13 protein-coding genes and 1 pseudogene are annotated in these 22,026 nt (G+C 52.1%); 8 read left to right on the forward strand and 6 right to left on the reverse strand.

What is annotated here, in order from left to right:
- Positions 1-120 precede the first annotated feature (120 nt).
- On the forward strand, positions 121-960 hold the full coding sequence (locus tag EHT25_RS09685; RefSeq protein ID WP_124873883.1) for an OmpA/MotB family protein: 840 nt from the start codon (positions 121-123) through the stop codon (positions 958-960).
- Between the two features lie 86 nt (positions 961-1,046).
- Here EHT25_RS09685 and EHT25_RS09690 read toward each other — a convergent pair whose 3' ends face one another.
- A complete protein-coding gene (locus tag EHT25_RS09690) occupies positions 1,047-1,913 on the reverse strand; it encodes an aldose 1-epimerase family protein (protein WP_124873885.1) in 867 nt (288 codons plus the stop codon).
- A 66-nt stretch (positions 1,914-1,979) separates the two neighbouring features.
- Here EHT25_RS09690 and EHT25_RS09695 point away from each other — a divergent pair.
- The 3 genes and pseudogenes from EHT25_RS09695 to EHT25_RS09705 form a co-directional block, all read left to right on the forward strand.
- Positions 1,980-3,236 (forward strand): annotated as a pseudogene (locus EHT25_RS09695) (TCR/Tet family MFS transporter); the annotation flags it as partial.
- Positions 3,237-3,239: 3 nt separating this feature from the next.
- Complete coding sequence (locus tag EHT25_RS09700; RefSeq protein ID WP_124873889.1) at positions 3,240-3,755, forward strand: hypothetical protein; 516 nt, start codon at positions 3,240-3,242, stop codon at positions 3,753-3,755.
- A gap of 176 nt (positions 3,756-3,931) precedes the next feature.
- On the forward strand, positions 3,932-4,624 hold the full coding sequence (locus tag EHT25_RS09705; RefSeq protein WP_124873891.1) for a class I SAM-dependent methyltransferase: 693 nt from the start codon (positions 3,932-3,934) through the stop codon (positions 4,622-4,624).
- Positions 4,625-4,632: 8 nt separating this feature from the next.
- Here EHT25_RS09705 and EHT25_RS09710 read toward each other — a convergent pair whose 3' ends face one another.
- From EHT25_RS09710 to EHT25_RS09730, 5 genes are all read right to left on the reverse strand, one after another.
- The gene (locus EHT25_RS09710; protein WP_124873893.1) at positions 4,633-5,919 is read right to left on the reverse strand and encodes a glycoside hydrolase family 99 protein; all 1,287 of its coding nucleotides are present in this window, start codon (positions 5,917-5,919) and stop codon (positions 4,633-4,635) included.
- An 88-nt stretch (positions 5,920-6,007) separates the two neighbouring features.
- Positions 6,008-8,248, reverse strand: a complete 2,241-nt coding sequence (locus tag EHT25_RS09715) for a DUF7133 domain-containing protein (RefSeq protein WP_124873895.1) — start codon at positions 8,246-8,248, stop codon at positions 6,008-6,010.
- A gap of 27 nt (positions 8,249-8,275) precedes the next feature.
- Positions 8,276-10,750 (reverse strand): glycoside hydrolase family 95 protein, encoded by a 2,475-nt coding sequence (locus EHT25_RS09720; protein ID WP_124873897.1) that lies wholly within the window; start codon positions 10,748-10,750, stop codon positions 8,276-8,278.
- Between the two features lie 112 nt (positions 10,751-10,862).
- Positions 10,863-11,297 carry an rRNA adenine methyltransferase gene (locus tag EHT25_RS09725; protein ID WP_124873899.1) on the reverse strand — a complete coding sequence of 145 codons (435 nt, stop codon included), beginning with the start codon at positions 11,295-11,297 and terminating at the stop codon, positions 10,863-10,865.
- Between the two features lie 650 nt (positions 11,298-11,947).
- Positions 11,948-14,608, reverse strand: a complete 2,661-nt coding sequence (locus tag EHT25_RS09730) for a Kelch repeat-containing protein (protein WP_124873901.1) — start codon at positions 14,606-14,608, stop codon at positions 11,948-11,950.
- A gap of 233 nt (positions 14,609-14,841) precedes the next feature.
- On the opposite strand from EHT25_RS09730, the gene EHT25_RS09735 reads away from it, so the two are divergent.
- The 4 genes from EHT25_RS09735 to EHT25_RS09750 all read left to right on the forward strand — a co-directional run bounded on the left by EHT25_RS09735 (position 14,842) and on the right by EHT25_RS09750 (position 22,003).
- The gene (locus EHT25_RS09735; RefSeq protein ID WP_185731325.1) at positions 14,842-18,117 is read left to right on the forward strand and encodes a SusC/RagA family TonB-linked outer membrane protein; all 3,276 of its coding nucleotides are present in this window, start codon (positions 14,842-14,844) and stop codon (positions 18,115-18,117) included.
- Between the two features lie 8 nt (positions 18,118-18,125).
- Entirely contained in the window at positions 18,126-19,916 is a 1,791-nt protein-coding gene (locus EHT25_RS09740) for a RagB/SusD family nutrient uptake outer membrane protein (RefSeq protein WP_124873905.1), read from the forward strand.
- A 13-nt stretch (positions 19,917-19,929) separates the two neighbouring features.
- Positions 19,930-20,664, forward strand: a complete 735-nt coding sequence (locus tag EHT25_RS09745) for a DUF3823 domain-containing protein (RefSeq protein ID WP_124873907.1) — start codon at positions 19,930-19,932, stop codon at positions 20,662-20,664.
- 457 nt (positions 20,665-21,121) lie between these two features.
- Positions 21,122-22,003 (forward strand): phytanoyl-CoA dioxygenase family protein, encoded by an 882-nt coding sequence (locus EHT25_RS09750; protein WP_124873909.1) that lies wholly within the window; start codon positions 21,122-21,124, stop codon positions 22,001-22,003.
- The last annotated feature ends 23 nt before the right edge of the window (positions 22,004-22,026 follow it).

The raw sequence follows: 22,026 nt of genomic DNA on the forward strand, positions 1-22,026 counted from the left end.
TAGAAAAACCTTAAAAATAGAAATAATGTAAAAATCCACTTGTTACCTTGGTCATTTGCTTCGTAACTTGCAGAGCTTTAGCGTTAACCCTAAATAATTTTATTATCCCTAACAAAAAATATGAAAAATTTCCTGTTTGCCATTGCCCTCTTAACCGTAATTACCTCTTGCAAAAGCAAAAAGCGACTAGCTGAATTGCAAACCGTTCATGACAAAGTAAAAATTGAATTGGAAGATTGCGCCAAAAAGACGGCCAGTCTACAAAGTACGATCGGCACAAAAGACGCAGAGTTGCTCACCAAAAACAACCAGATTTCTGATTTACAGAGCCAGCTGGATTACCTGAAAAAGACCAACACGAACATCCTGGATCGGATGGCCGATCTGTCGATTGTCAGCAAAGCCGGTGCCGAAAGCATCCGTCGTTCCCTGGAAACGCTCTCGAATGTATCTTCTTCGGCACAACGCCGGGATTCGATCAACCTGTTGTTAGTGAAAAACCTGAAACGGTCACTTTCTGACATCAACGACAGCGATGTACAGGTGGAGGTGAAGAAAGGTGTGGTATACGTTTCGATTTCCGACAAACTGCTGTTCCCTTCGGCCAGCTACGTCGTCAACAAGCAAGCGGAGACGGTTTTGGGTAAAGTAGCCCAGGTGATCAACGATCACAGCAACCTCGATGTGCTGGTAGAAGGGCACACGGATGTGTACCCAATCTCGACGCAATTCCTGAAAGACAACTGGGATTTGAGCGTTATGCGGGCAACTTCGGTGGTTCGGACGCTGCAAACGCAGTTTAGCGTGGCTCCGTCTCGTTTGACGGCTGGTGGACGTTCTGAATATATTCCGAAAGCGGATAACACGACCGAAGCCGGTCGTCAGACCAACCGCCGGACCGAAATCGTGCTGTTGCCGAAGCTGGACGAGTTCTTCAACCTGCTGACGGAGAAGAAATAAGCATAGGGCGTAAGGCGCGGGGTTTCGCGTTGCCGCCAAACATACTTCTGGAGTGGCCGGTGGGAAATTTCTCACCGGCCACTTTTTTATACGCCAATCGTAAAACCGGTTTCAAAAAAACCGTTCGGTTCCGCGTGCTGAATGGCTTCTTTTTCTTCGAACGGCACGGGCGTTCCTTCGCTGTCGGCGCAGCCCAGCCAGGGTTCGATGCAGACAAACGAAGCCCCCGGTTTATTCCACAGACCGAAATACGGGAAGGCCGGAAAACTGACCGTTACGGCATGGTCATGATTGCGGCTCCGGATCGTCACGCTCCGCGACTCCGGATTTTTGAATACCAGCGCGTCGTCTTTGAATAAATCTTTGACCAAAGGCAGTTGCCGGTCGACGGTCAAAATCGGCTGGGTTTCGCCCGTAAAATAGCCCTGGGGCGACAACATATGGCGTTCCAGCGGTTCTTCCTTCTGGAATTCCAGGTAATAATCTTCGTAGTTCTCGTTCGGCAGAAACGGCACGGCAAAAGCCGGGTGCGCACCCACCGAAAAATACATCCGCTGGTCTTCCTGATTGATCACCCGGTAAATAATCGTCAGCACTTGATTTTCAATTAAATATTCGATCTGCAACTCAAACCGGTAAGGAAAAACCGCACGTGTTTTCTCGTTGGCTTGCAGCGAAAAAACCGCCTTCGTTGGTGTGGCTTCCACCACCGTAAATTCGGAATGGCGGGCAAAACCGTGCCGCTCCATCGGATACGGTTTTCCGTCGACGATGATCTGATTGTTGAGACAGCCGCCTACTACCGGAAATAAATTCGGCGCGTGCCAGGGCCAGACCGCCGGATCGGCCTGCCAGAGGTGTTCGATCCCCGTCTGTTTGTTATAAATAGAAGTCAGTTCGGCACCTTTCGGGCGAATGGCTACGGTGATAAAGTCGTTTTCGAGTATGGTCATGTCTGAAATGGTTTCCGCAACTTAATGACAAAAATGGGCAGAAAGCCGTAACTTTGGGCAAAATTTTACCGCATGGCTCCACAACGCAACCGGGCGCTGACGTTTATCTTCATTACCATTCTCATCGACTGCACCGGTATTGGGGTTATTGCCCCGATTGTTCCCCGACTCATTGAAGAACTGACCGGCGGAGATCTCAGCGAGGCATCACAGTACGGCGGCTGGCTCACGTTTTCCTATGCCATCATGCAATTCGTGTTTGCACCTATTCTGGGCGGTTTGAGCGACCGCTTCGGCCGACGACCGGTGCTGCTCATTTCACTTTTCGGCCTGGGCGCCGATTACGTGTTTTGTGCGTTTGCGCCCACCATCGCCTGGTTGTTTGTCGCGCGGTTTGTTGCCGGGGTTTGCGGAGCCAGTTTCACGACCGCAGCCGCGTACATTGCCGACGTCAGTCCGCCGGAAAAACGGGCGCAGAATTTTGGTCTGGTCGGAGCCGCTTTTGGACTGGGCTTCATCGTGGGGCCGATTATCGGCGGGATTTTCAGCCAGTACGGCAGCCGGGTTCCGTTCATGATTTCGGCCGGACTTTCGCTGCTGAATTTCATCTACGGTTATTTCATCCTCCCGGAATCGCTGTCGCTGGAAAACCGCCGGGCGTTCGACTGGAAACGGGCCAATCCGGTGGGTTCGCTGAAACGCCTGAGACGTTATCCGGCTATCGTCGGGCTGGTCAGCACGATGGTGTTGCTCTACATTGCCGGTCAGGCGCCCCAATCGGTCTGGACGTACTACGTTATCGAAAAATTCCACTGGAACGAAGCCTGGGTAGGGTATTCGCTCGGGTTCATTGGCCTGACGGTCGCCATTGTGCAGGGCGGTCTGATTCGGGTGGCCATTCCGAAACTGGGTCAGAAACGGGCGGTTTTTACGGGGTTGACCTGCTCCATCATCGGTTTTACGCTGTTTGCGTTTGCGAGCCAGGGCTGGATGATGTTTGCCTTCATGATTCCGTATGCGCTGGGTGGTTTGGCCGGCCCGGCCGTGCAGGGCATTATTTCGACGCACGTTCCGCCCAACGAACAGGGCGAATTGCAGGGAGCGCTGACGAGTCTGGCGAGCATGACGTCCATTGTGGGGCCCTTGTTAATGACCAACTTGTTTGCGTATTTTACGAAACCCGAAGCGCCGGTGTATTTTCCGGGCGCGCCCTTTCTGATGGGCGCCGTGTTGACGCTGCTTGGCGTCATTTTAATTGCGAAGGCCTTGGGAACAGATCATTCGATGGTACCCAAAACGGAAGAATCGACTTCCGGCCTTTAACCTATGCATTACCATACGGTTTACGACATCGCAGCCAAAGGCTACGAAGAATGGCTCATGGCCTACATTGCAGCCGGCCTGGCGACCGCCACGCTGGTGGTTTTTCTTTTTTTTCGGACCTGGAAACACCGGAAAATCCTGCTGACGGTTTTCTGCGTCTTCACCGCCGTAGCCGTTGCGCTGCCCTATTGGGATTATACCCGGCTGAAAAAGAAGCTGGAATCCAACGATTGCCTGAAAACCGAGGGCATCGTAACCGGCTACTGGGAGAAAAAATGGCGCGACAAAGATGCCAGCAACAAATGGCACGACTATCACTACGAAGGATTTACGGTTAACTCCGTCAAGTTTGGCTACTACATTACGGGCGGAGGTAGTGCCGCCGGTTTTCAGAACAACGACGCTGTTCGGGTACCCATCCGCGACGGCATGCGGATGCGCGTGCATTATTACGACGAACCCATCATTACCGACGGAACCGTCGACAACCGGATTTTGAAGATTGAGGTGGCGGAATAAGTGACTGGCATAGATCATTTATTCCAATACGATCCTGGCGGTATACGTAGAAGTACCTGTTTTTAAGAAACCGTAAATTTCCTCTACCAAAACGCGGTTCGATCTGCCAACTTTGTAGCGTCGAAAGACACAGCAACAACAACTACTGAACAACAAAGAACAACAACAAGTACTACATGGAAAAGCAAGCCTGGGCCGAATCGTGGGAAGAGACAAACAGCCGCTTCCACCGCCAGGACGTTCATCCGTACGTGCTGAAACACCTGACGCCCTTTGCGTTAATGGAAAAATCGATTCTGGTGCCGCTCTGCGGTCGGTCGCTGGATCTGGTGTATTTCAGCCAATTTGCGGAACGCGTTGTGGGCGTGGAAAAGGTCGAAGGCGTTATCCTGCAATTCTTTGCGGAAAACCAGCTTGCGTATGAAAAAGTCGGGGAGCGGTATATCTCGAACAATCTGACCATCTTTTGCAAAGATCTGTTCGCACTAACGCCCGAGGAAGCCGGAGAGATTGACCTCGTTTACGACCGGGCTTCGTTGGCTGCGTTACCGCTTCCCATGCGGGTCGGGTACCTGCAAAAAATGGAAGAGCTGACCTCTCCCGGAACGGAATATTTTCTGAACACGCTGGAATATGCGCCGGAAATGAACGCGGCACCCTACAGCATCGCTCCGGAAGAGGTTTACGGGTATTTTCCGAATTACGTCATTAAGCACGTCGAAAGCCCCGAAGTTCCTTACCACCGCCTGATGCGGAAATTTAACCTGCATTACCTGCGCGAACACGGTTTTCTGATGCGCAAACTGCACGACGCGTCGTATGCGTCGCTGGTGGAAGCCGCCAGCCGGAGTTTCTACGAGTTTTCGTAACAATCCTTCTACTTTTTCCGGACCGGTTTTTGGGGCGAATAGCCCTTTTTGCCGTGGAACCAGCTGGTAGCCTGGCCCGTCAGCCAGAGGTAATAATCGGAATCCAGCCCGGGTTCGATGCCCACAAATTTGCCGTCGCCGTTCAGCGGTAACTCATTTTCCCGTTTCGTCTTGAAAATGGCCGTTCCTTCGTCCACTTCGTCGAACATCGCCACGTACAGACTTTGCGCCCCGGCCTGGTGAGCCCCCGCCACCTGCTGCCACAGAAAATCGCCTTTCAAACGCGGAATCTGGTTGTAGACGTTGGGACTGTTTTTGAGGTTTCCCCAACTGAATCCCGGAAAAACCAGCGGCACGTAATCGACTTGATTGGTTTTGCACCAATCAATATCGCCCGCCAGCGTATTTCCCGAAACCGTCGCGTAGGTGTTGGGATTATACCGCCCAACGGCCCAGGGCATAATGATGTCGGCACTTTTGATGAGCGGATGCAGCAGTTCCGACGGTTCGGTATCCTTCGTCATCGTTCGCCAGTAATACGGCACGCCCAGCAAAACCGCCGTTTTCTTCGTCGGTCCTTTCACTTTCTCCATCAATCCCTGAATATCGGCCACGGTGTACCGGCGGTTGTCGTTAAAACCGACACCCCAAATCGCCAGCAGTGGTTTTCCGTTGTGCCGCAGATAGGTCGGATTTTCCTTGTTATTAAACAGCGCAAAAAGCTGTTGCAACTCGCTCCAGTCGTTCGCCAGCAAATCCATATCCGCCGAGGTCGAACCGCTGAGGTCGTACATGATGGAGATGGCCCGTTTGTGCTTTTTAGCCGCTTTCAGGGCGTTGGCCAGCACTTTGTTGAAATGCCGCTTGCCTTTTTCCGACTTGATTTCGGACAAAAACCGCTGCATAAAAACCCCGTCGATGCCGTACTCTTTCATCCATTTGAAATGCAGGTCGACGCTGGTTTCGTCGTACGGACTATACACTGATGCGGTTTCGCCGTTAGCGTAGTTGAAAGCCGTCGGGTAAGTGGTCGGGTAGTCCTTTACATCGGGCCAGAAGTCGATCGACGCAAAACCGGGTTCGAATTTTCCGCGTTTCTGATAGTGGTGCCAGCCGCGGTCGGACGCATCGCCCTGAGCCGAAAACCAGCCCTGATAACCGGCCATAACCAGACCCTTGTAGCTAGTGTACAGGCAGCCGGTTTCGTCGTATTTAACTTCGACAGTCTGACTTTGGGCGTCGAAACCGGAAAGTAAGGCCAATAAAATCCCGGCCAGGAAAATGAGCTTTTTCATGGAATTCAAGTAAAATCGTGTGTGTCAGGCTTGGTTTGTCAGCTTCTGCGGGTTAAAAATTATCCGTTAGGATTCAATAAGCGGTTTTTCATTTCTGATCCGGTTTTATGAGCTCGTCCAGCGTCCAAGCCTTCGAGCGTCCGGCAGTTTGCTCCCGAACGGCTTTGACATCGGCGGGTCGTACGCCAACGCCCTGATTCGATCCAAATTCGTAGCGGATGTAACTCAGCACGGAAGCCAGCCACTCGTCGTCGTTGGCGCCCATCGCGGGCATCACGTCCGGGTACGTTTGGCCGTCGATCGGGCCGGACAAGCCGTGCAGTAAAATGCGGATCGCGATGTCTTTATTGCGGTTCCGAACGCGTTTCGAATCCACCAGCGGAGGAGCGGCTTTGCTTTCCAGTCCTTTGCCATCCGGCCCGTGGCAGGTCGTACACAGCGACTTATAAATTGTCGAACCGTTCAGCACCAGCTTCCGATCGATTTCGTCGAGGCTGCCGAGTCGCCGTCCAAACTTCTTAACGTCTTCATTTTTGTCCAGGCTTCGCTGCGCACGGGCCACCATTTCATTGCCGGGTGCCAGCGTAATGATTTCCTGCGCCAGCGTTCTGGCTTTTGAATCCGGGCTGTACGATAATGAAAGAACCAATTGCGTGCGGACGTCGAAACTCGGATCGGTTTTCAAATCACCCAGCCGGGCCAGCAGAGTCGCATCGTTTTGTTTCAGATACGGTTCACTGAGCCGAACAGCGGTTTTTCTGACCTGCGCATCTTCGTCCGTCAACGCTTTCAGCACAATGGTTTTATCCAGTGCATTCAACCCTTCCAGCGTCCACAACGCATGAATCCGGCCCAGGTCCGAAGCCGGTTTCTGGCCCGTTGCGATGGTTTTCAGGGTGGGAACCACGGTTTGGTCGTTCCGGACAATCAGCTCTTTCTGGGCGTTATCGCGCCACCAGCCGTTCGCGTGATCGAGGTAGCTGACCAGTTTGGCACTGGTTTCGTCGAGCATCTGCGGTTTCGGGCCGGGTTTGAGTCCGTCGTGAACCAGCCGGTAAATCCGTCCGTGCTGAATATTTTTGTCCAGTCCCAAACGTGTAATCTGGGGCCGCAGGTAACTGTCCGGGCGCGTCCAGTTACCTTCCTGAATAATACCCCGGTGCATATCGACCAGATACAGACAACCGTCCGGACCGGTATACATGTTGACGACCCGGAAATTCATGTCGGTCGACGCAATGAATTCTTCTTTCTGGTACGCGTTTTCGAGTGTCGTTTTGCCCGCTACATTGCCGACTTTCGCCCGGCGGATCAGCCGACCGACCGGTTCCGAGATCAGCAAATCGCCCGACAAATCCGTCGGCAGCCGATCGCCCCGAAAAACCACCTGCCCGCAACTGGCCGTGAAATGGTTCAGAGTGGTATCCGCCGGACGAATGCGCTGCACCCCACCCTGCACGTCCGGCGTTTTGATGATCGGCCAGACGGCGTTGAATTCCTGGCTGTACTGATCGCTGAATTCCATCCGCCCGTAGATCGGATTGATCTGGAAACCCAGGGCCGGAACTTCGCCCCCCGCCGACGAGAAATACAGCCGCCCGTAATTGTCGTGCGTCAACCCCCACTGACCACCGGAACCGCTGGGAATCGTATCGGCTTTCAATACGCCACCGGTATACCGAAACCGCACCGGGTCGACGGTCACGTAAATCCAGTTGTCGAGGTTCCAGTCCAGACCGCTGCGCTGGTGTTCCAGGTTGCCGGGGGCTTTTTTGCCCGGATTAAAAACCGGTTTTTTCTGATCGGCCACGCCGTCGCCGTTCGTGTCCTTGTAGCTGTAAATGTCGTAGGTATCGGTTTCGTTGACCAGCAACTCGTGACCGACGCACAGCAACATGCGGGGTAACAGCAGTTTATCGATAAAAACGGAGCTTTTGTCCATTTTTCCATCGTTGTTGGTATCCTCCAGCAGCATCACCCGGCTCGTCGGATCATGTTCGTGGGAGCCGTCCACATCCTGCATGTAGGTGTTCATTTCCACCACGTACATGCGGGCGTTGCCATCCCAGGCCACCGCCACCGGTTCGTGAATCATCGGTTCGCTGGCCACCAGTTCGAGGTGATAGCCTTTCGGTAACCGAAACGATTTCAGGCTTTGTTCGGGCGTTAAATGAGCCGGTGACGGATTCTCAGTAAACGCCGGTACGGTTTGTTCGGATTGGCTCGTAGCGGTTTGGACGGAATTTGGGGCATTTTGCCGGGCTACCTGACAGGTAACGGCCAGCAACGACGCGGCCAGCACACTGCTGAGCCAGATTGTTTTTTTCATGGGTTTAGAAGACAAATGTCATGGCGACTACAACGTCAATTGATAGCTTTTTCCGCTTTGCGTCGGGAAATCATACACGAAGGTTTCCTTCAGCGGCAGCGGGTTGAGTGTGGCCTGGGATGAAATCAAGGGTTTGGCGGTTTCTTCGGGCTGGTAAAACGGATTCGGATTGGTACCCTGAGCGGTTTTTAGTGCTACTCCGTTCGCTTTCAGGATATTCGGAACCCGAATCCGGCAGTTCCCCCCTTGGTTCGACTTAATGGTCAATTTCGCAATTTTGCCGTCTTTCCATTCCATCGATACCAGTTCAAAACCGCCCCGTGCCCGCAAACCGCTGACTTTGCCATCCTTCCAGACGTCGGGCAGGGCGGGCAGCAGGTGAACGGTTCCGTCGTGGCTTTGCAGCAGCATTTCGGCCACGCCCGCCGTACAGCCAAAGTTTCCGTCGATCTGGAACGGCGGATGTGCGTCGAACAGGTTGGTGTAGGTGCCGCCCCCGCCTTTTTTGCCGGGCGCATTGACGGGCGAAAGCTGGTCAGTGATGAGTTTATACGCCCGGTTTCCGTCGAGGAGCCGCGCCCACCAGTTTACTTTCCAGCCCATCGACCAGCCCGTTGAAACGTCGCCCCGATGTTCGAGCGAGGTGCGGGCCGCGCTGAACAGTTCGGGCGTGCGGTAGGCCGACAGTTGCCCAGACGGGTACAAACCGTACAGGTGCGAAATGTGGCGGTGTTGGTCTTTCGGGTTGTCGAGGTCTTCCAGCCATTCCTGCAACTGCCCAAACTGGCCGACCTGCATCGGGGCCAGCCGGGCGCGTTTTTCTTTCAGAATTTTGACAAAATCCGCATCCGTATTCAGGGCTTCTGCCGACCGCAGGGCCGCCGTGAAAATGTCGAAAACCAGTTGATTATCCATCGTATGTCCCGCGCCAATCGTGACGTTCGGGCGGCTGGTCGGCGCGTTTTCGGGCGACATACTGGGGCTCACGACCAGCCAGTGGTGCGTCGGTTCTTCGATCAGAAAATCGACGAAGAATTGAGCGGCTCCCTTGATGGCCGGATAAACCGATTTCAGATAGGTTTTATCGCCGGAATACCGGTATTTCTCCCAGGCATGCTGGCTCAGCCAGGCGCCACTCATCGGCCACATGGCATAGAAAACCGGATCGACCAGCCCGGTAATCCGCCACAAATCGGTGTTGTGGTGGGCCACCCAGCCGCCTGCGCCGTACATGGTTCTGGCGGTTTCCTGCCCGGTTTGCGATAAATCCTTGACCATCTGAATCAGCGGCTCGTGCAGTTCAGTCAGGTTCGTGACCTCCGCGGGCCAGTAATTCATTTCGGTGTTGATGTTAATCGTGTATTTGCTGTCCCAGGGCGGATTCATTTGCTGATTCCAGATGCCCTGCAAGGTCGCAGGCTGCCCCCCTACGCCGTTACGTCCGGGTTGCGAGCAGGAAATCAGCAAATACCGCCCAAACTGGAAATACAGCGAAACCAGTTGCGGATCGTTGCCGGAGGCAAACTGCCGGATTCGCTCGTCGGTGGGTAATTTGGCGGCATCGGTTGTGCCCAAATCCAGTTTCACCCGGTTAAAGTACGTTTGATAAGCCACGACGTGATCTTTCAAAACCGTATTGAAAGGTCGCGAAATCACCCGGTTTAGCGGTTCTTCGGCTTTGGCTTGCGGATTGGCCGTCAGGGTTTTGTAATCCACAAAATTGGTCCCGATCGACACATAAAGCGTAGCGGCATTCGCGCCCGTTACCACCACCGACGTATCGTTGCGGCTGAGCCGACCACCTTCCGGCAACACCCTGACGTGCGCCTTGAACCGCACCTGCCCTTTAACACCTTCGTGGTCGCTGGTCATGCCCGTTAAAACCAGCTTGTTCGTGCCCTCGGTCTGGCGTTCGGTTTTTTGCGGACTGTTCAGAAAAGCCGTGAAGGTCAATTTGCCCGGCTGGCTGGCCGTCAGCCGAACGGCAATGACCTGATCGGGTACGGAAGCAAGCACCTGCCGGGTATATTTAACACCCGCAACGGTATAAGACGTGGTCGAAACGGCCCGCTCCAGATCCAGTTCCCGGTAATAATCGGTGAAGGATTCATGACCGGCGAACGCCAGATTCAGGTTGCCGACGGGCTGGAACATCATGCCCTGTGCCTTTTTAGACTCGACTTTCTCGGCCGCCAGTTTCTGGGCTTCGGCGTGTTTTCCTTCAAAAATCAGCTTCCGGATGGTCGGTAAAGCCGCCAGCGCGTCGGGATTGTCGTTGCGGTTTGGCCCCCCCGACCAGACCGACGATTCGTTCAGTTTGATGATTTCCTGCTCCGGATTCCCGTAGACCATACCGCCCAGCCGCCCATTGCCGACGGGCAGGGCATCCGTCCAGGTTTTACCGGCGGGTTTGTTGTACCAAAGTTTCAGGGAAGCCGGTGGCTGCGCGTGACCGATCAAGGTAAAGCCGAACAGAAACAGGCTGATGACTACGATTTTCATGGGGTTTATTAACCAAAAAATGAGTAACGGTTTGCGAACGGTTTTCGCTGCAGAAAAGCTTTCCGCAAAACCGGTTAGCCTACCGGGAATAAAAGGAGCAGAACGGGTTTACCTACCGCCTTTCCAACGGGTCTTTCGTTCTTTCCAGCCCATTTCGGATGCCCGATCGGATCATTTTTCCGTAGCCCTCATCCGGCAAACGATCCGCAAAAGACTGCGCCAGTTGGTAATGTTCTCGGGCCCGATCAAAATCCCGCAAATCTTCATACCCTTTCCCCACATTCAAATAAAGGGACGGATAGGCTTCCCGGGACGTTTCAGTTTCTTCCAGCAGAGCCAGCCGGAGCGCGGTTTCGTCCCATTTCAACTTGTCGGCCACGCTCGGTTGCTGACGGGCCACGTAATGGGCGGCAACAAACTTTTCAAAAGGAGTAATGGCTTCTGCCCAGGCCCGCTGAAAGAATTGACATGCTTTTTCAGGCTCGCCCTCGTGATTCATTCCTTCCGCACACAATTGCACGATTTTATTGTCGGGATCGAACGGCATGGATGTCAGTTAAGAAAACGTTTAAGGTTTAAATTTTGGTTTAATCATTTGATATATAGACGATTATGCTCTTTACGAAACTATAATTACAGACCAAAACCAACCAGCTATTGATTATTCCGGAGCGGTTATGAATCAGTTGCGGCACAAACTCCGTCTAATCTGTGTTCCTGTCACTTTTCCGGCAACGCAAACACGGTGTATTGTTGAGACAAAAAACAGCCGTCGGTCCTCGCTTTCCCAGTAATTGACGCCCCGCCAGATGATCTTGTTCAGGTTGGCGCAAATCCAGATTTCGATCTCCGTCGTTGCGTTGTTTTTTGCCAGAACGTACAATTACGCCCTTGGCCATAAGCGGGTTGAACAGATACTCGATCTTGTCGAGACAGAAATACGTTCCGGTTCAACGACTTGATCAGCCCAGGAATAGGCATGAAAAAAGGGGTTGGAATCGTTTTGAAAAATCCGATATTTTTCTGGATTTATCGGGTACAAATTACGTGTAGCCATCTTAAGAAAATCTTAATAAATACTTAACGGGCTGGAAAATCGGCAGATTTCAGCAAAAGATAGTAAGAAATTTTGGGCTTAGGGAGATTCGGGTGTTTTACCCGGAATACAAAAAAAAGCCCCAAAACCGTTGAACTGTCCTAGTCGATAATGGCCGAGAAAGGCTGCTCGTATTCTTCGCCGTAAATGGCTTTGTAGTCGCGGGTAAATTTCTCGAACGTGTTCTTGGCCAGTGTGTGTTTGCCCATGAGCGACAGCGCCTTACACTTTAGAATAATGGCGTCTTCGTTGACGGGATCGTAATAAAAAATGAAGTTGGTGAGTTCGATCAGAAATTCCGGATCGTCACTAATGTTCAGTTTTTCCGCGTATTGCAGGAACGTATTAATGATTTTGTTGGAACTGTCGGCTTTGAAATCGTCCAGCCAGTAGTATTCGGTATTCAGTAAAAAAGAACCTCGCTTGGTGATTTCGCCCAGCTCGAAAATGGTTTGTTTCGTCAGGGCAGATTTGTGGTTGATAATCGCCATGTAGCGCTCGTAATCGACGTAAAGCTGACTGAAATCGAACTCCACTTTCCAGTAACCCGACTCTTTGGAGAGTGAACAAAAACCGACTTTATCCAGAATAGTGCGCAGTTTGGCGATATTGACCGAGCGGTTATTGCCCGCGTCGCGCCCGGACTTGTCGGGCCACAGAATTTCGTTGAGTTTTTCGGACGGAACCCCGCGCTGCTTGTCGATGCTGTTGAGCGCCAGCAGCAGAAAAAGCTCTTTCAGCAGGGGCGTAAACGACTTGGTGATGTCGCAGCCGTCGTGGTCGAGCACCTGAAAATTACCGAAAAAGAAAATGCTCGCTTTCGGCGTTGGCTCGGTTTGCAAAGCGCGGGCTGCCGGGCGATTTTCCGGCGTTGGCAGCGGTTTTTCTTCGGGAAGTCCGACGGCCATTTCGGCCTTCTTTCGGCTTCCACCCCGGCGGTTTTTATTTTTACGGTAATACAGAAATACGAGCACGCCTACACCCAAAAACGCCAATCCCAGTAAGCCGTAGTTAACCGACGATTGCTGATCCGGAACCGAATGCGTCTCCAGCGTATTCGGCGGAAACGAAATCGAATACAGCTTTACGTCCGTCGTGTTGTTCGGTTCATTGCGATAGAGCACCACCGCAATCAGCTTCTGGCTAATCGGGCAATAATACAGGTCCGAATACGAGTGAATATCGTGGAATTGGTACGGAATGGAATGGCCCACCAACTCATACCTTGGTTCTGACAACGAGCCGCGAATCAATTGGAGTTGCGATTTAAACTGCTGATTAGGGAAAATAAGTCCATAAAAAACCTTCGCTTTCGGATCGATCACGAGGGAATTAGCAAACGCAAAATCCGATTTTGGAACGTTTAATTCGTAGATTTTCCGGAATGTATTGTCCTTCACCCGGTATTCCAGAAGATCGTAATTACTCTTGGGATTGAGCATTTGTTCGCCCGTCAGACTGCCATAACCGCCGATCAGATAAGCCGTATCAGCAGAAGGATTGACACCCAAAGCGGCAAGGTAACGAGGTGTGTATACGTTATCAATTGTCGGAACGGTTTCCCATTGCCTGGTCGCAAACCGATACCGATGAATGCGGTTTTTATATGTTAACTGGCCGTAGCCACCCAGAATATACAATGCAGAATCAGTGCTGGAAATAAACTGATTGGCGTGCCAGTATTCCGTTACCTTGATAGGACTGGGCGTAATGGTTTCGGCGGTCCAGCTGCGCGAAACCGGGTCATACACTGAAACCGCTTTCTGGTCTACAAAATAGTCGTACAGGCGGGCAGTATACGGATTGTAAATGGCTTGGCTGCCCAGAAAGAAGCTCTGGGGTGGGTTTTTGTGCAATTGCACCGAGCCTTGTCGGTTGCGAACGGCGTATTGATACAACGCATTCGAGCCAATCACGTACACGGTTTCGGACTTTGGATCAAAGGCGACGCTCGTCCGGCCTTTCAGCGATAATTGGTCCGTTAATTTCCATTCGTTGTGCAGCGATTTGATCCAGACCGGATTTTTAACGGTAGCAATTCGGCCGGAAATATCATCTTTAGCGGTTATTCCCCCGACTTCGTTCAACGGCCAGTGGTAAACCGGTTCGTCATTTTCAGACAGGATTATATCTTTCAGATTCATCGGCGGCACGTCTTTCGATTTGAATCGATTAAATTCATTTCCACCGAAAAACAATTTAAAACAACTCCGCTCTTTAAAATGGATTTTATCCGTGATCACCAGCCTGTCGTTCACATAAACGCGCATCGCCTGGCTTTTCAAATCCAGTTGAAGTTTAAAGTGATTCCAGTGGTGGTATAAATGCGCCGAGTCGATTTTAATCACGGATTGCGAAAACCGCTCGCCAATAATCATTTTAAAATTCAGTGATTTCTGGTCGTAAAGCAGATCGAGGTTCTGCGCATCGTCCTGAATCATCCGGAAAATGTAGCCGAAATACGTTTTGTAGCCGCCCGTCAGCGATAGATCAAATGACAGTTCAAGATTGCCGTCGAGGCACAGTGGTTTTTCGGGTGCCAGATCCAGCGACGTCCGGTTGTCCTGCATTTCTTCCTGACCCACAAACCGCAACCCGTAGGACTGAGCCCGAAGCGAAACCGTCGCCGACAGCAGGGCGATTACCGTAAAAAAGAAGGAACGTCGTAAAAAGCTGGATCGTGATCGGTTAAAGCCCTCCATTATTCGGGTTGTCCCGCCCGCCAGTCGGTATTGGTTGACTATTTGAGCGTCGCCTTTCATTGTACGGCTTATTTTTTCGGGACGAATGGCGTTCCCAATGCCCCTAAGTTATCCAATATTCCCCTTCTGTCAAAGCCAGCGAAGTGCTCAACCCGCTGAAGTAAATTAGAAAAAAACCATAATAAAATTGATAAAACGCAGATAGAAGCCCTCTTAATTAAGCAATTATTAAGATTTTTTTAAGCCCTGACGGCGTTCTTCGCCCCATGTTTAATCCAACAAAATCAGGGTTTATGCAAAAAAATTTATCTGACTTAAAAACCGTGTGCGGGCCTTTCGGGCACCTTGCGCGGGTGTTCCTGCTCAGCGGCTTGTCGGCAACGCTGCCCGCTCAGGCGCAGGAACTGCTGGCCCACCGGGCCAATCTGCCACCGGTTTCGGTGATCAAACCGGCTTATTCGCAAACCGGTGCAACGGCAGGCAAATTGCAGGACCGCACGGTTACGGGGAAAGTTTCCGACGAAAAAGGGGCGGTTTTGCCGGGCGTGAACATCGTCATCAAAGGCACCACGCGCGGAACAACCACCAACGAAAAAGGGGTTTATTCGCTCAGCATCCCGAACGGACCCACCACACTGGTCTATTCGTTTGTCGGCTACCTTTCCTACGAAGTGAGTGTCGAAAACCGCAGTTCGCTTGACGTGACGCTGAAGGAAGACGCGCAGGCGCTGGGCGAAGTCGTAGTGGTCGGTTACGGCACGCAGCGAAAAGTAAACGTCACCGGTGCCATTGCGACCGTTGCCAGTAAAGAGCTGGTGATCAACTCCAACAACGACGTAACCAACACGCTGACTGGCCGGGCGCCGGGCGTTCGGGTGGTGCAGTTGTCGAGCCAGCCCGGTAAATACGACTCCCAAATCGATATTCGCGGATTTAGTTACACCGATCCGAACGACATCAATGGCAACCAGACCGGCGGACCGCTGATCATCGTGGATGGCGTGCAACGGGACAAGGCCGGTTTTGATCGGCTGGACCCGAACGAAATCGAAAGCGTTTCGATCCTGAAAGATGCGACGGCAGCCATTTATGGCGTCAAAGCGGCCAACGGCGTGGTGCTGGTAACGACCAAGAAAGGCAGCCAGGGCAAGGTGCAGGTCAATTACACGACGCACGTGGGGCAGCAGATTATCACCCGCTACCCGGCTTTGTCAAACGCTTTTCAATACGCTACCCTGTACAACGAACAGCAGGTCAACAACAACATCAGCAACCGCGCTGAGCTAACACCACCCAAGTATTCGGCCGCACAACTGGCCGATTTTGAGAGCGGCAAGGCCACAAGCACCGATTTTTTGAAGGCGGTTTTGCGCGATCGGGCGTCGCAGCAGCAGCACAACCTGACCATCAACGGCGGGACGGAAAAGCTGCGGTATTTTGCCTCCGCCGGTTTTTTTGGCGAGGGCGGTTTGTTCAATTCCGATATTTTGATGGGGAAAAAATACAACCTCCGGCTCAATGTCGACGCTGAACTGACCAAAGGGCTGACGATGGGCGCGAACATCGCGTTGATCAACTCGATCAGCCGGGAGCCGAGCCAGGCCATGTGGTCTTTGCTGAAAAACACTTGGCAGTGGGACCCCACCGAACCGCTCTATTCCAACAACGACCCGGCTTACCTGCGGCAACCGCTCAGTGCGCTGAGCCATCCCGTTGCCGATTTTTCGGAAGCCTACAGCGGCTATAACCGGAACGACGAAAAATTCCTGACCTCCACTTTTCAGTTGGGATACGTGGTTCCGTTCGTGAAGGGGCTGAGCGTTAAGGCGCAGTATGCGTACGATGTGAATTACAATTTCCGGAAGCAATTCACCAAAAAATACAACCAGTACGAATACCTGTTCGACGCGGCCACGCAGACGTATTACCAAAAACCGTATTTGCATTTAGCTCCCTCACGCATCAGCGAAGCGTTTGGGCAGGGAAAACGCAACGATCTCCAGTTGTCGTTCAATTACCAGAACAGCTTCGGAAAACACAATATCGGTGCTCTGGGCCTGTACGAGCAGATCGACCGGGTGAACAACAGCAACAACGCTTCCACGCAGTTTATCATCGACGCCGTTGATCAGCTCGCAGCCGGGAGCCGCAAAACCGATGCCATTGGATCCGGGTACAGTTCGAGCGCCAACATGAGTTACGTCGGCAAAGTGAATTACGATTACGCCGGAAAGTACCTGATCGAAGCCGGTTTTCGCTACGACGGCTCATCGAGTTTTCCGAAAAACAGCCGCTGGGGCTTTTTCCCGTATTTCTCGGCGGGCTGGCGGCTTTCCGAAGAGGTCTTTGTTCGCAACAACCTGCCCTTCGTTTCCAATCTGAAACTGCGCGGGTCGTACGGTGTGCTGGGCGACGATGGCATTGCGGGCGCGTCGTTCCAGTTCCTGACCGGTTATACATATCCGAGCAGCGGTTATCAGTTTGGAACGACCTTCGTAGGCGGGCTGGGTTTCAAAAACTCGGCGAACCCGAACATTACCTGGTATACCTCGACGACCACCAATTTTGGTCTGGAAGGCTCACTCTGGAACAATTTGCTGACGTTCGAAGCCGATGTGTTCCGCCGGGATCGCGACGGTTTATTAGGCGACCGCATCTCGACCATTCCGGCGACGTACGGCGTCAACCTGCCGCAAGTCAATCTGAATCAGGATCGTACGCAGGGCTTTGAGCTTGTTCTGGGCCACCGTAACAAGTTCCGGGATATTAATTACTCGATTTCGGCCAACATGAGTTACGCCCGGACACAATACCGTTACCGTGAAGAAACGCCCGCCAACAGCGACTATGATTTCTGGCGAAACCGCAACGCCGGACGGTTCAACGACGTGGTGTGGGGTTACAAAACCGATGGACAATTTACGAGCCTCGAGGAAATCCGGAACTGGCCCATTATGGACGGCGCCGGAAACCGCACGATCCTGCCCGGTGACATTCGGTACGTGGACCTGAACGGCGACGGGATCATCAACAACCTCGACGAAACCGTCATCGGGCGCGGACAGAGCAAACCGGCCATTTATTTCGGTACAAACATTACCGTTTCGTGGAAAGGCTTCGACATTTCGATGCTGTTGCAGGGCGCCACCATGTATCAGGTAGCCTATCAGGATCAATTGTCGCGACCGTTCTATTTTGCTACGGCCAACCCGATCAGCGCCTTCAATGACCGCTGGCACCGCTCCGATATCGTGGATGCCACCAGTGAGTGGATTCCGGGGAAATATCCGTCGACCGGCCAGCGGCAGAACTACAAAAGCAACGAATTCTGGCGGTTCGATGCCACGTACCTGCGTGTGAAAAGCCTGGAAGTCGGTTACAGTCTGCCGAAAACGCTGTTGAGCAAAGCCCACATCAAAGGATTACGCGTCTTCGGAAACGGTTACAACCTGTTTACTTTTTCGAAAGGACTCGACTTCGTGGACCCGGAATACACGGATGACCGGCTGTACAGTTACAACTATCCGCTGACCATGAACGTAAACCTGGGTCTCCAACTTTCTTTTTGAAATCCAAAATGAAGAATATCAAAACATACCTTGCCTTGCTGTTGACGGTCGGTTTGTCGGCCTGCAACGATAGTTTTCTGGATAAAAAACCGGTTGACCTGTTGACCGCCGAACAGGTGTACAACAGTCCGGAGGCCGTGGAAGCCTACTTCGCTACTTTATACAAGGACTTGCCCATTGAGGATTTCAGCTTCTGCAACGGGCGGTTTGGCGAATTTCCGGCCAACGGCGATGGGTACACCGCCAACTGGACCTGGGAAACCACCAACTCGACCAATGCCGCCAACAACGACGAAAACTGGGGGAAACTCTACCGGGCGGTTCGGAACGTGAACACGTTTATCAAGGAAATTGCGACGGTAGCCCTCCCCGAAGCCACCAAAAACGCGTACGTCGCCGAAGCCCGGTTTGTACGGGCGTATTATTACCAGGAACTGGTCAAATACTGGGGTGGAGTGCCGATTTTGCTGGAACCCCAACAGGTCGACGACAGCAATACGCAATCCCTGAACCTGCCGCGCAGCAAAGAAGCTGAAGTCTGGGATCTGGTGAAATCCGATCTGGATTTTGCCGTGGCTAACCTACCGGTTTCCAGTGTGTATGGACGCGCCAACAAGTACGTGGCGCTGGCGCTGCTTTCGCGTTCGATGCTGCATGCCGGTTCCATCGCCAAATTCGGAACGGTTCAGCTGGACGGTTTGGTGGGCATCGATCCGTCGAAGGCAACACCTTATCTGCAAGCGGCTTACGATGCGTCAAAGGCGATTATTGACGGCGGGAAATACAGCCTTTTCAATAAATACCCGACTGATAAAGCGCTGAATTTTCAGATGCTGTTTTTTGAATTACAGGGTAATTCAGAAGCTATTTTCTGCAAAGGCTGGGATTATGAATCGACCCGCCGGACGCACTCGCAGGATCTGATGGCGTTGCCGGAAGCCATTCGCTCGCCGATCGGTTACGCCAACCGCCTGACGCCAACGCTGGATATGGTTGAGCGGTTTGAGTACATGGATGGGACACCCGGAACGCTGAACATCGGGACGCCCGGAGCCTACGTCCATTACGCCAATCCGCAGGATGTTTTCAAAAATAAAGATCCCCGGTTTTTCGGTTCGGTCATTTCGACGGGCAGTTCATTCAAAGGTGTCGAGATTACCGGCCAGCGGGGGGTGATTTACAATGGGGTAAAATACAACGGCACGGCGCTCAATCAGTATTTCGACATCGATAAGAAACAGATTGTAGCCAATCCGACCGCCAATTCGGTGCGCGCGACCGGGAACTCCAACAACGGCGCGAGCGTGTTCTGGCTGAAAAAGTGGCTTGATCCGGCCCGGCCCGCCAATTTATGCGTGGACTGGAGTTCGGAAACCGACTGGCTGGACATGCGCCTGGGCGAAGTGCTGCTCAATTTTGCGGAGGCTTCGTTTGAACTGGGAAAACCGGCCGCCGAAGCCCTCGATGCCGTCAATCAATTGCGTACCCGCGCGGGCATTGCCAAACTGACAACCATCGACCGTAGCAAAATCCGGAACGAACGCAATGTAGAACTGGCTTTCGAAAACCGCACCTTCTGGGATTTGAGAAGATGGCGCACCCTTACCACCGAATTCAGCGGCTGGATTCCGAGCGGACTTTACATCTATTACGACGCGAACGCCAAAGATTACGTCTTTGAAAGAACACCAAACGGCGGTGGCAAAACCTACCAGCTCAAAGACTACTACTTCCAAATCCCTTCGTCTGAACGTAGCAAAGCGGGCTCATTATTAGGAAACGGAAACCCAGGTTACTAAAAACCGTATACGTATGAAATCGATCAAATTAGCATTTCTCCTTCCCATTCTGCTGATTGGTGCCCTCAGTGGCTGCAAGAACTGGGATAATTTTGTGGCCCCGGATGCGGGCGTTTACGGAAAAATTACGGATGCCGAAAACGGTCAGCCGCTCGAACTCCGGCAGCCCGGTGGTGGCACGGTGCGGTTTATTCAGTGGGACAAGGTGAAGTATCCAAATCCCGGCACCACCGATATTGAACTGAAAGCCAACGGCGAATTTTCGGCCACGCAGTTTTTTGCGGGTACGTACAAAGCCCTCCCGCGCGACGGCGCTTTTCTGTACCAACCCGCCGATTCGGTGATGGTCGACCTTGGCAACGGTGATCGCAAGGAAGTAAATTTCAAGGTGACGCCGTTCTATCGGGTTACGGCTAATGTAACCGATAGTACATTTACGTATACGATAACAAAACCGGCGGCCAATACGACGACCAAAATATCCCAGATCATTTTCATGATCAACAATTATTCGAAAGTCGATGAAAGTATTAGCTCCAATGCGTCGGGGTATTTTATCAATCTCTGGCGGCAGGATATTGCGAGCAGCGTAACCGATGCCAGCATTGTGGGCGCTCCCCGGACGTTTACGTTCAAATGGTCCGAGACGCATTTGCCGAAGGGGGAGTATTATTTCCGGGTCGGGGTTCGTACAACCGCCGTTGCCAAATACAATTACAGCCCGGTTGTGAAAGCTACGGTGCGGTAAGCCAAGTTTGATTTTTCCTAAACCCGTTATACCCCTGATCAACAAAGGTCAGGGGTATTTTTTATCAAACAGATAAGCAGGTTTTATATTCTATACTTTCTATCACCATATAAGTATCTCCTAATCAGTATGTTATTTTAAACTATTTAATTAATAGAATAAATAGTTTAAGTATACTATTGACATTGCCGAAGAAACGGTTTTCCTTTGTATCCACAAAATCAGTTTATCCAACGGATAGATATTAATTCCATCGACTATGATTCTGTTCGATCTCCGTCTGATTGCTCCTCTTTGTTGCTGCTGTTGTTGCCGCTAAGGCATACCTTCTATTCTTCCCATTCCTTTTTCAGGGACTTATGACGTTTCGGCCGGGAGGGTCGGCACGCCCGGTATTGTATACCCCACAATTTTCACTTCCTGATACGAGTTTAACAACCAGTAACGCTATTGGCTTATGAAATCGTTTGCCCCATTTCATTTCGAAAACAACCTGACCGACGAACAACGCGTATTCTTCCAAAAACACGGGATTATTCAATTTAAACAGTTTGTCGAAAAAGAGACTGTCGCGCTGTTTCTGCGGGAAATTCAGAACGTGCAAAAGGAATTTCTAACTACTGACGTCAAAAAAGTAAACGGCATTCCGCTGAAATTCGGATTCGACGAAACCGGTCGCACCTTGATTCAGCGGCTGGCCTTCACGTCACAGTACAGCAAAGTGCTGAGCGAATTTTTGAAAGATCCGCGCTTTCCGGTTTTACTGGAACTACTCGGCCCTTACGAAGGCCGGATTGGCGAAAACGAAAAAGACGGTTTGGTAGTCAATCATTACGTCAACTCGCCCTTTAGTCAGTTCAAGCAACTGGGCTGGCATACCGACAGCCCGCGCGATCTGTTTATGGGTTCGCGCATTCAGCCGATGCTGAACGTTGGTTTGCATCTGGACGATTGCCCGATCGAAAATGGCGGTTTGCGCGTTCTGGCGGGCACTCATACGCAGGGCCTGATTGGCCTGTTCTTCAAGAAGAAATACTTCATCGATAACGAACCCGACCCGGCCGAGGTTGGCTTTAACATCGAAGCGGGTGATTTAACGATTCACGACGGGCGATTGTGGCACCGGGTTCAGCAATCGCCCGTCGTTGGGGCGCAGAGCCGTCGCCGGGTGATGTACATTCCGTTTATTACGGGCGCTTATCAGCCGAAAAATGCGGATAGTCCAACGCCTTTTTACCATAAATTGGCCGGTTTGAAACAAAAACGGGATGCGGCTCAGGCCGAACACAGCGACCGGTTTGCTCTGAGAAACCTGAGTTGGAGTCGTTTGCTGGGCTAAGTTCTCCTCCATACAACCTGAAA

The sequence above is a fragment of the Larkinella rosea genome (assembly GCF_003858635.1).
In the GTDB taxonomy this organism is placed as follows: domain Bacteria; phylum Bacteroidota; class Bacteroidia; order Cytophagales; family Spirosomataceae; genus Larkinella; species Larkinella rosea.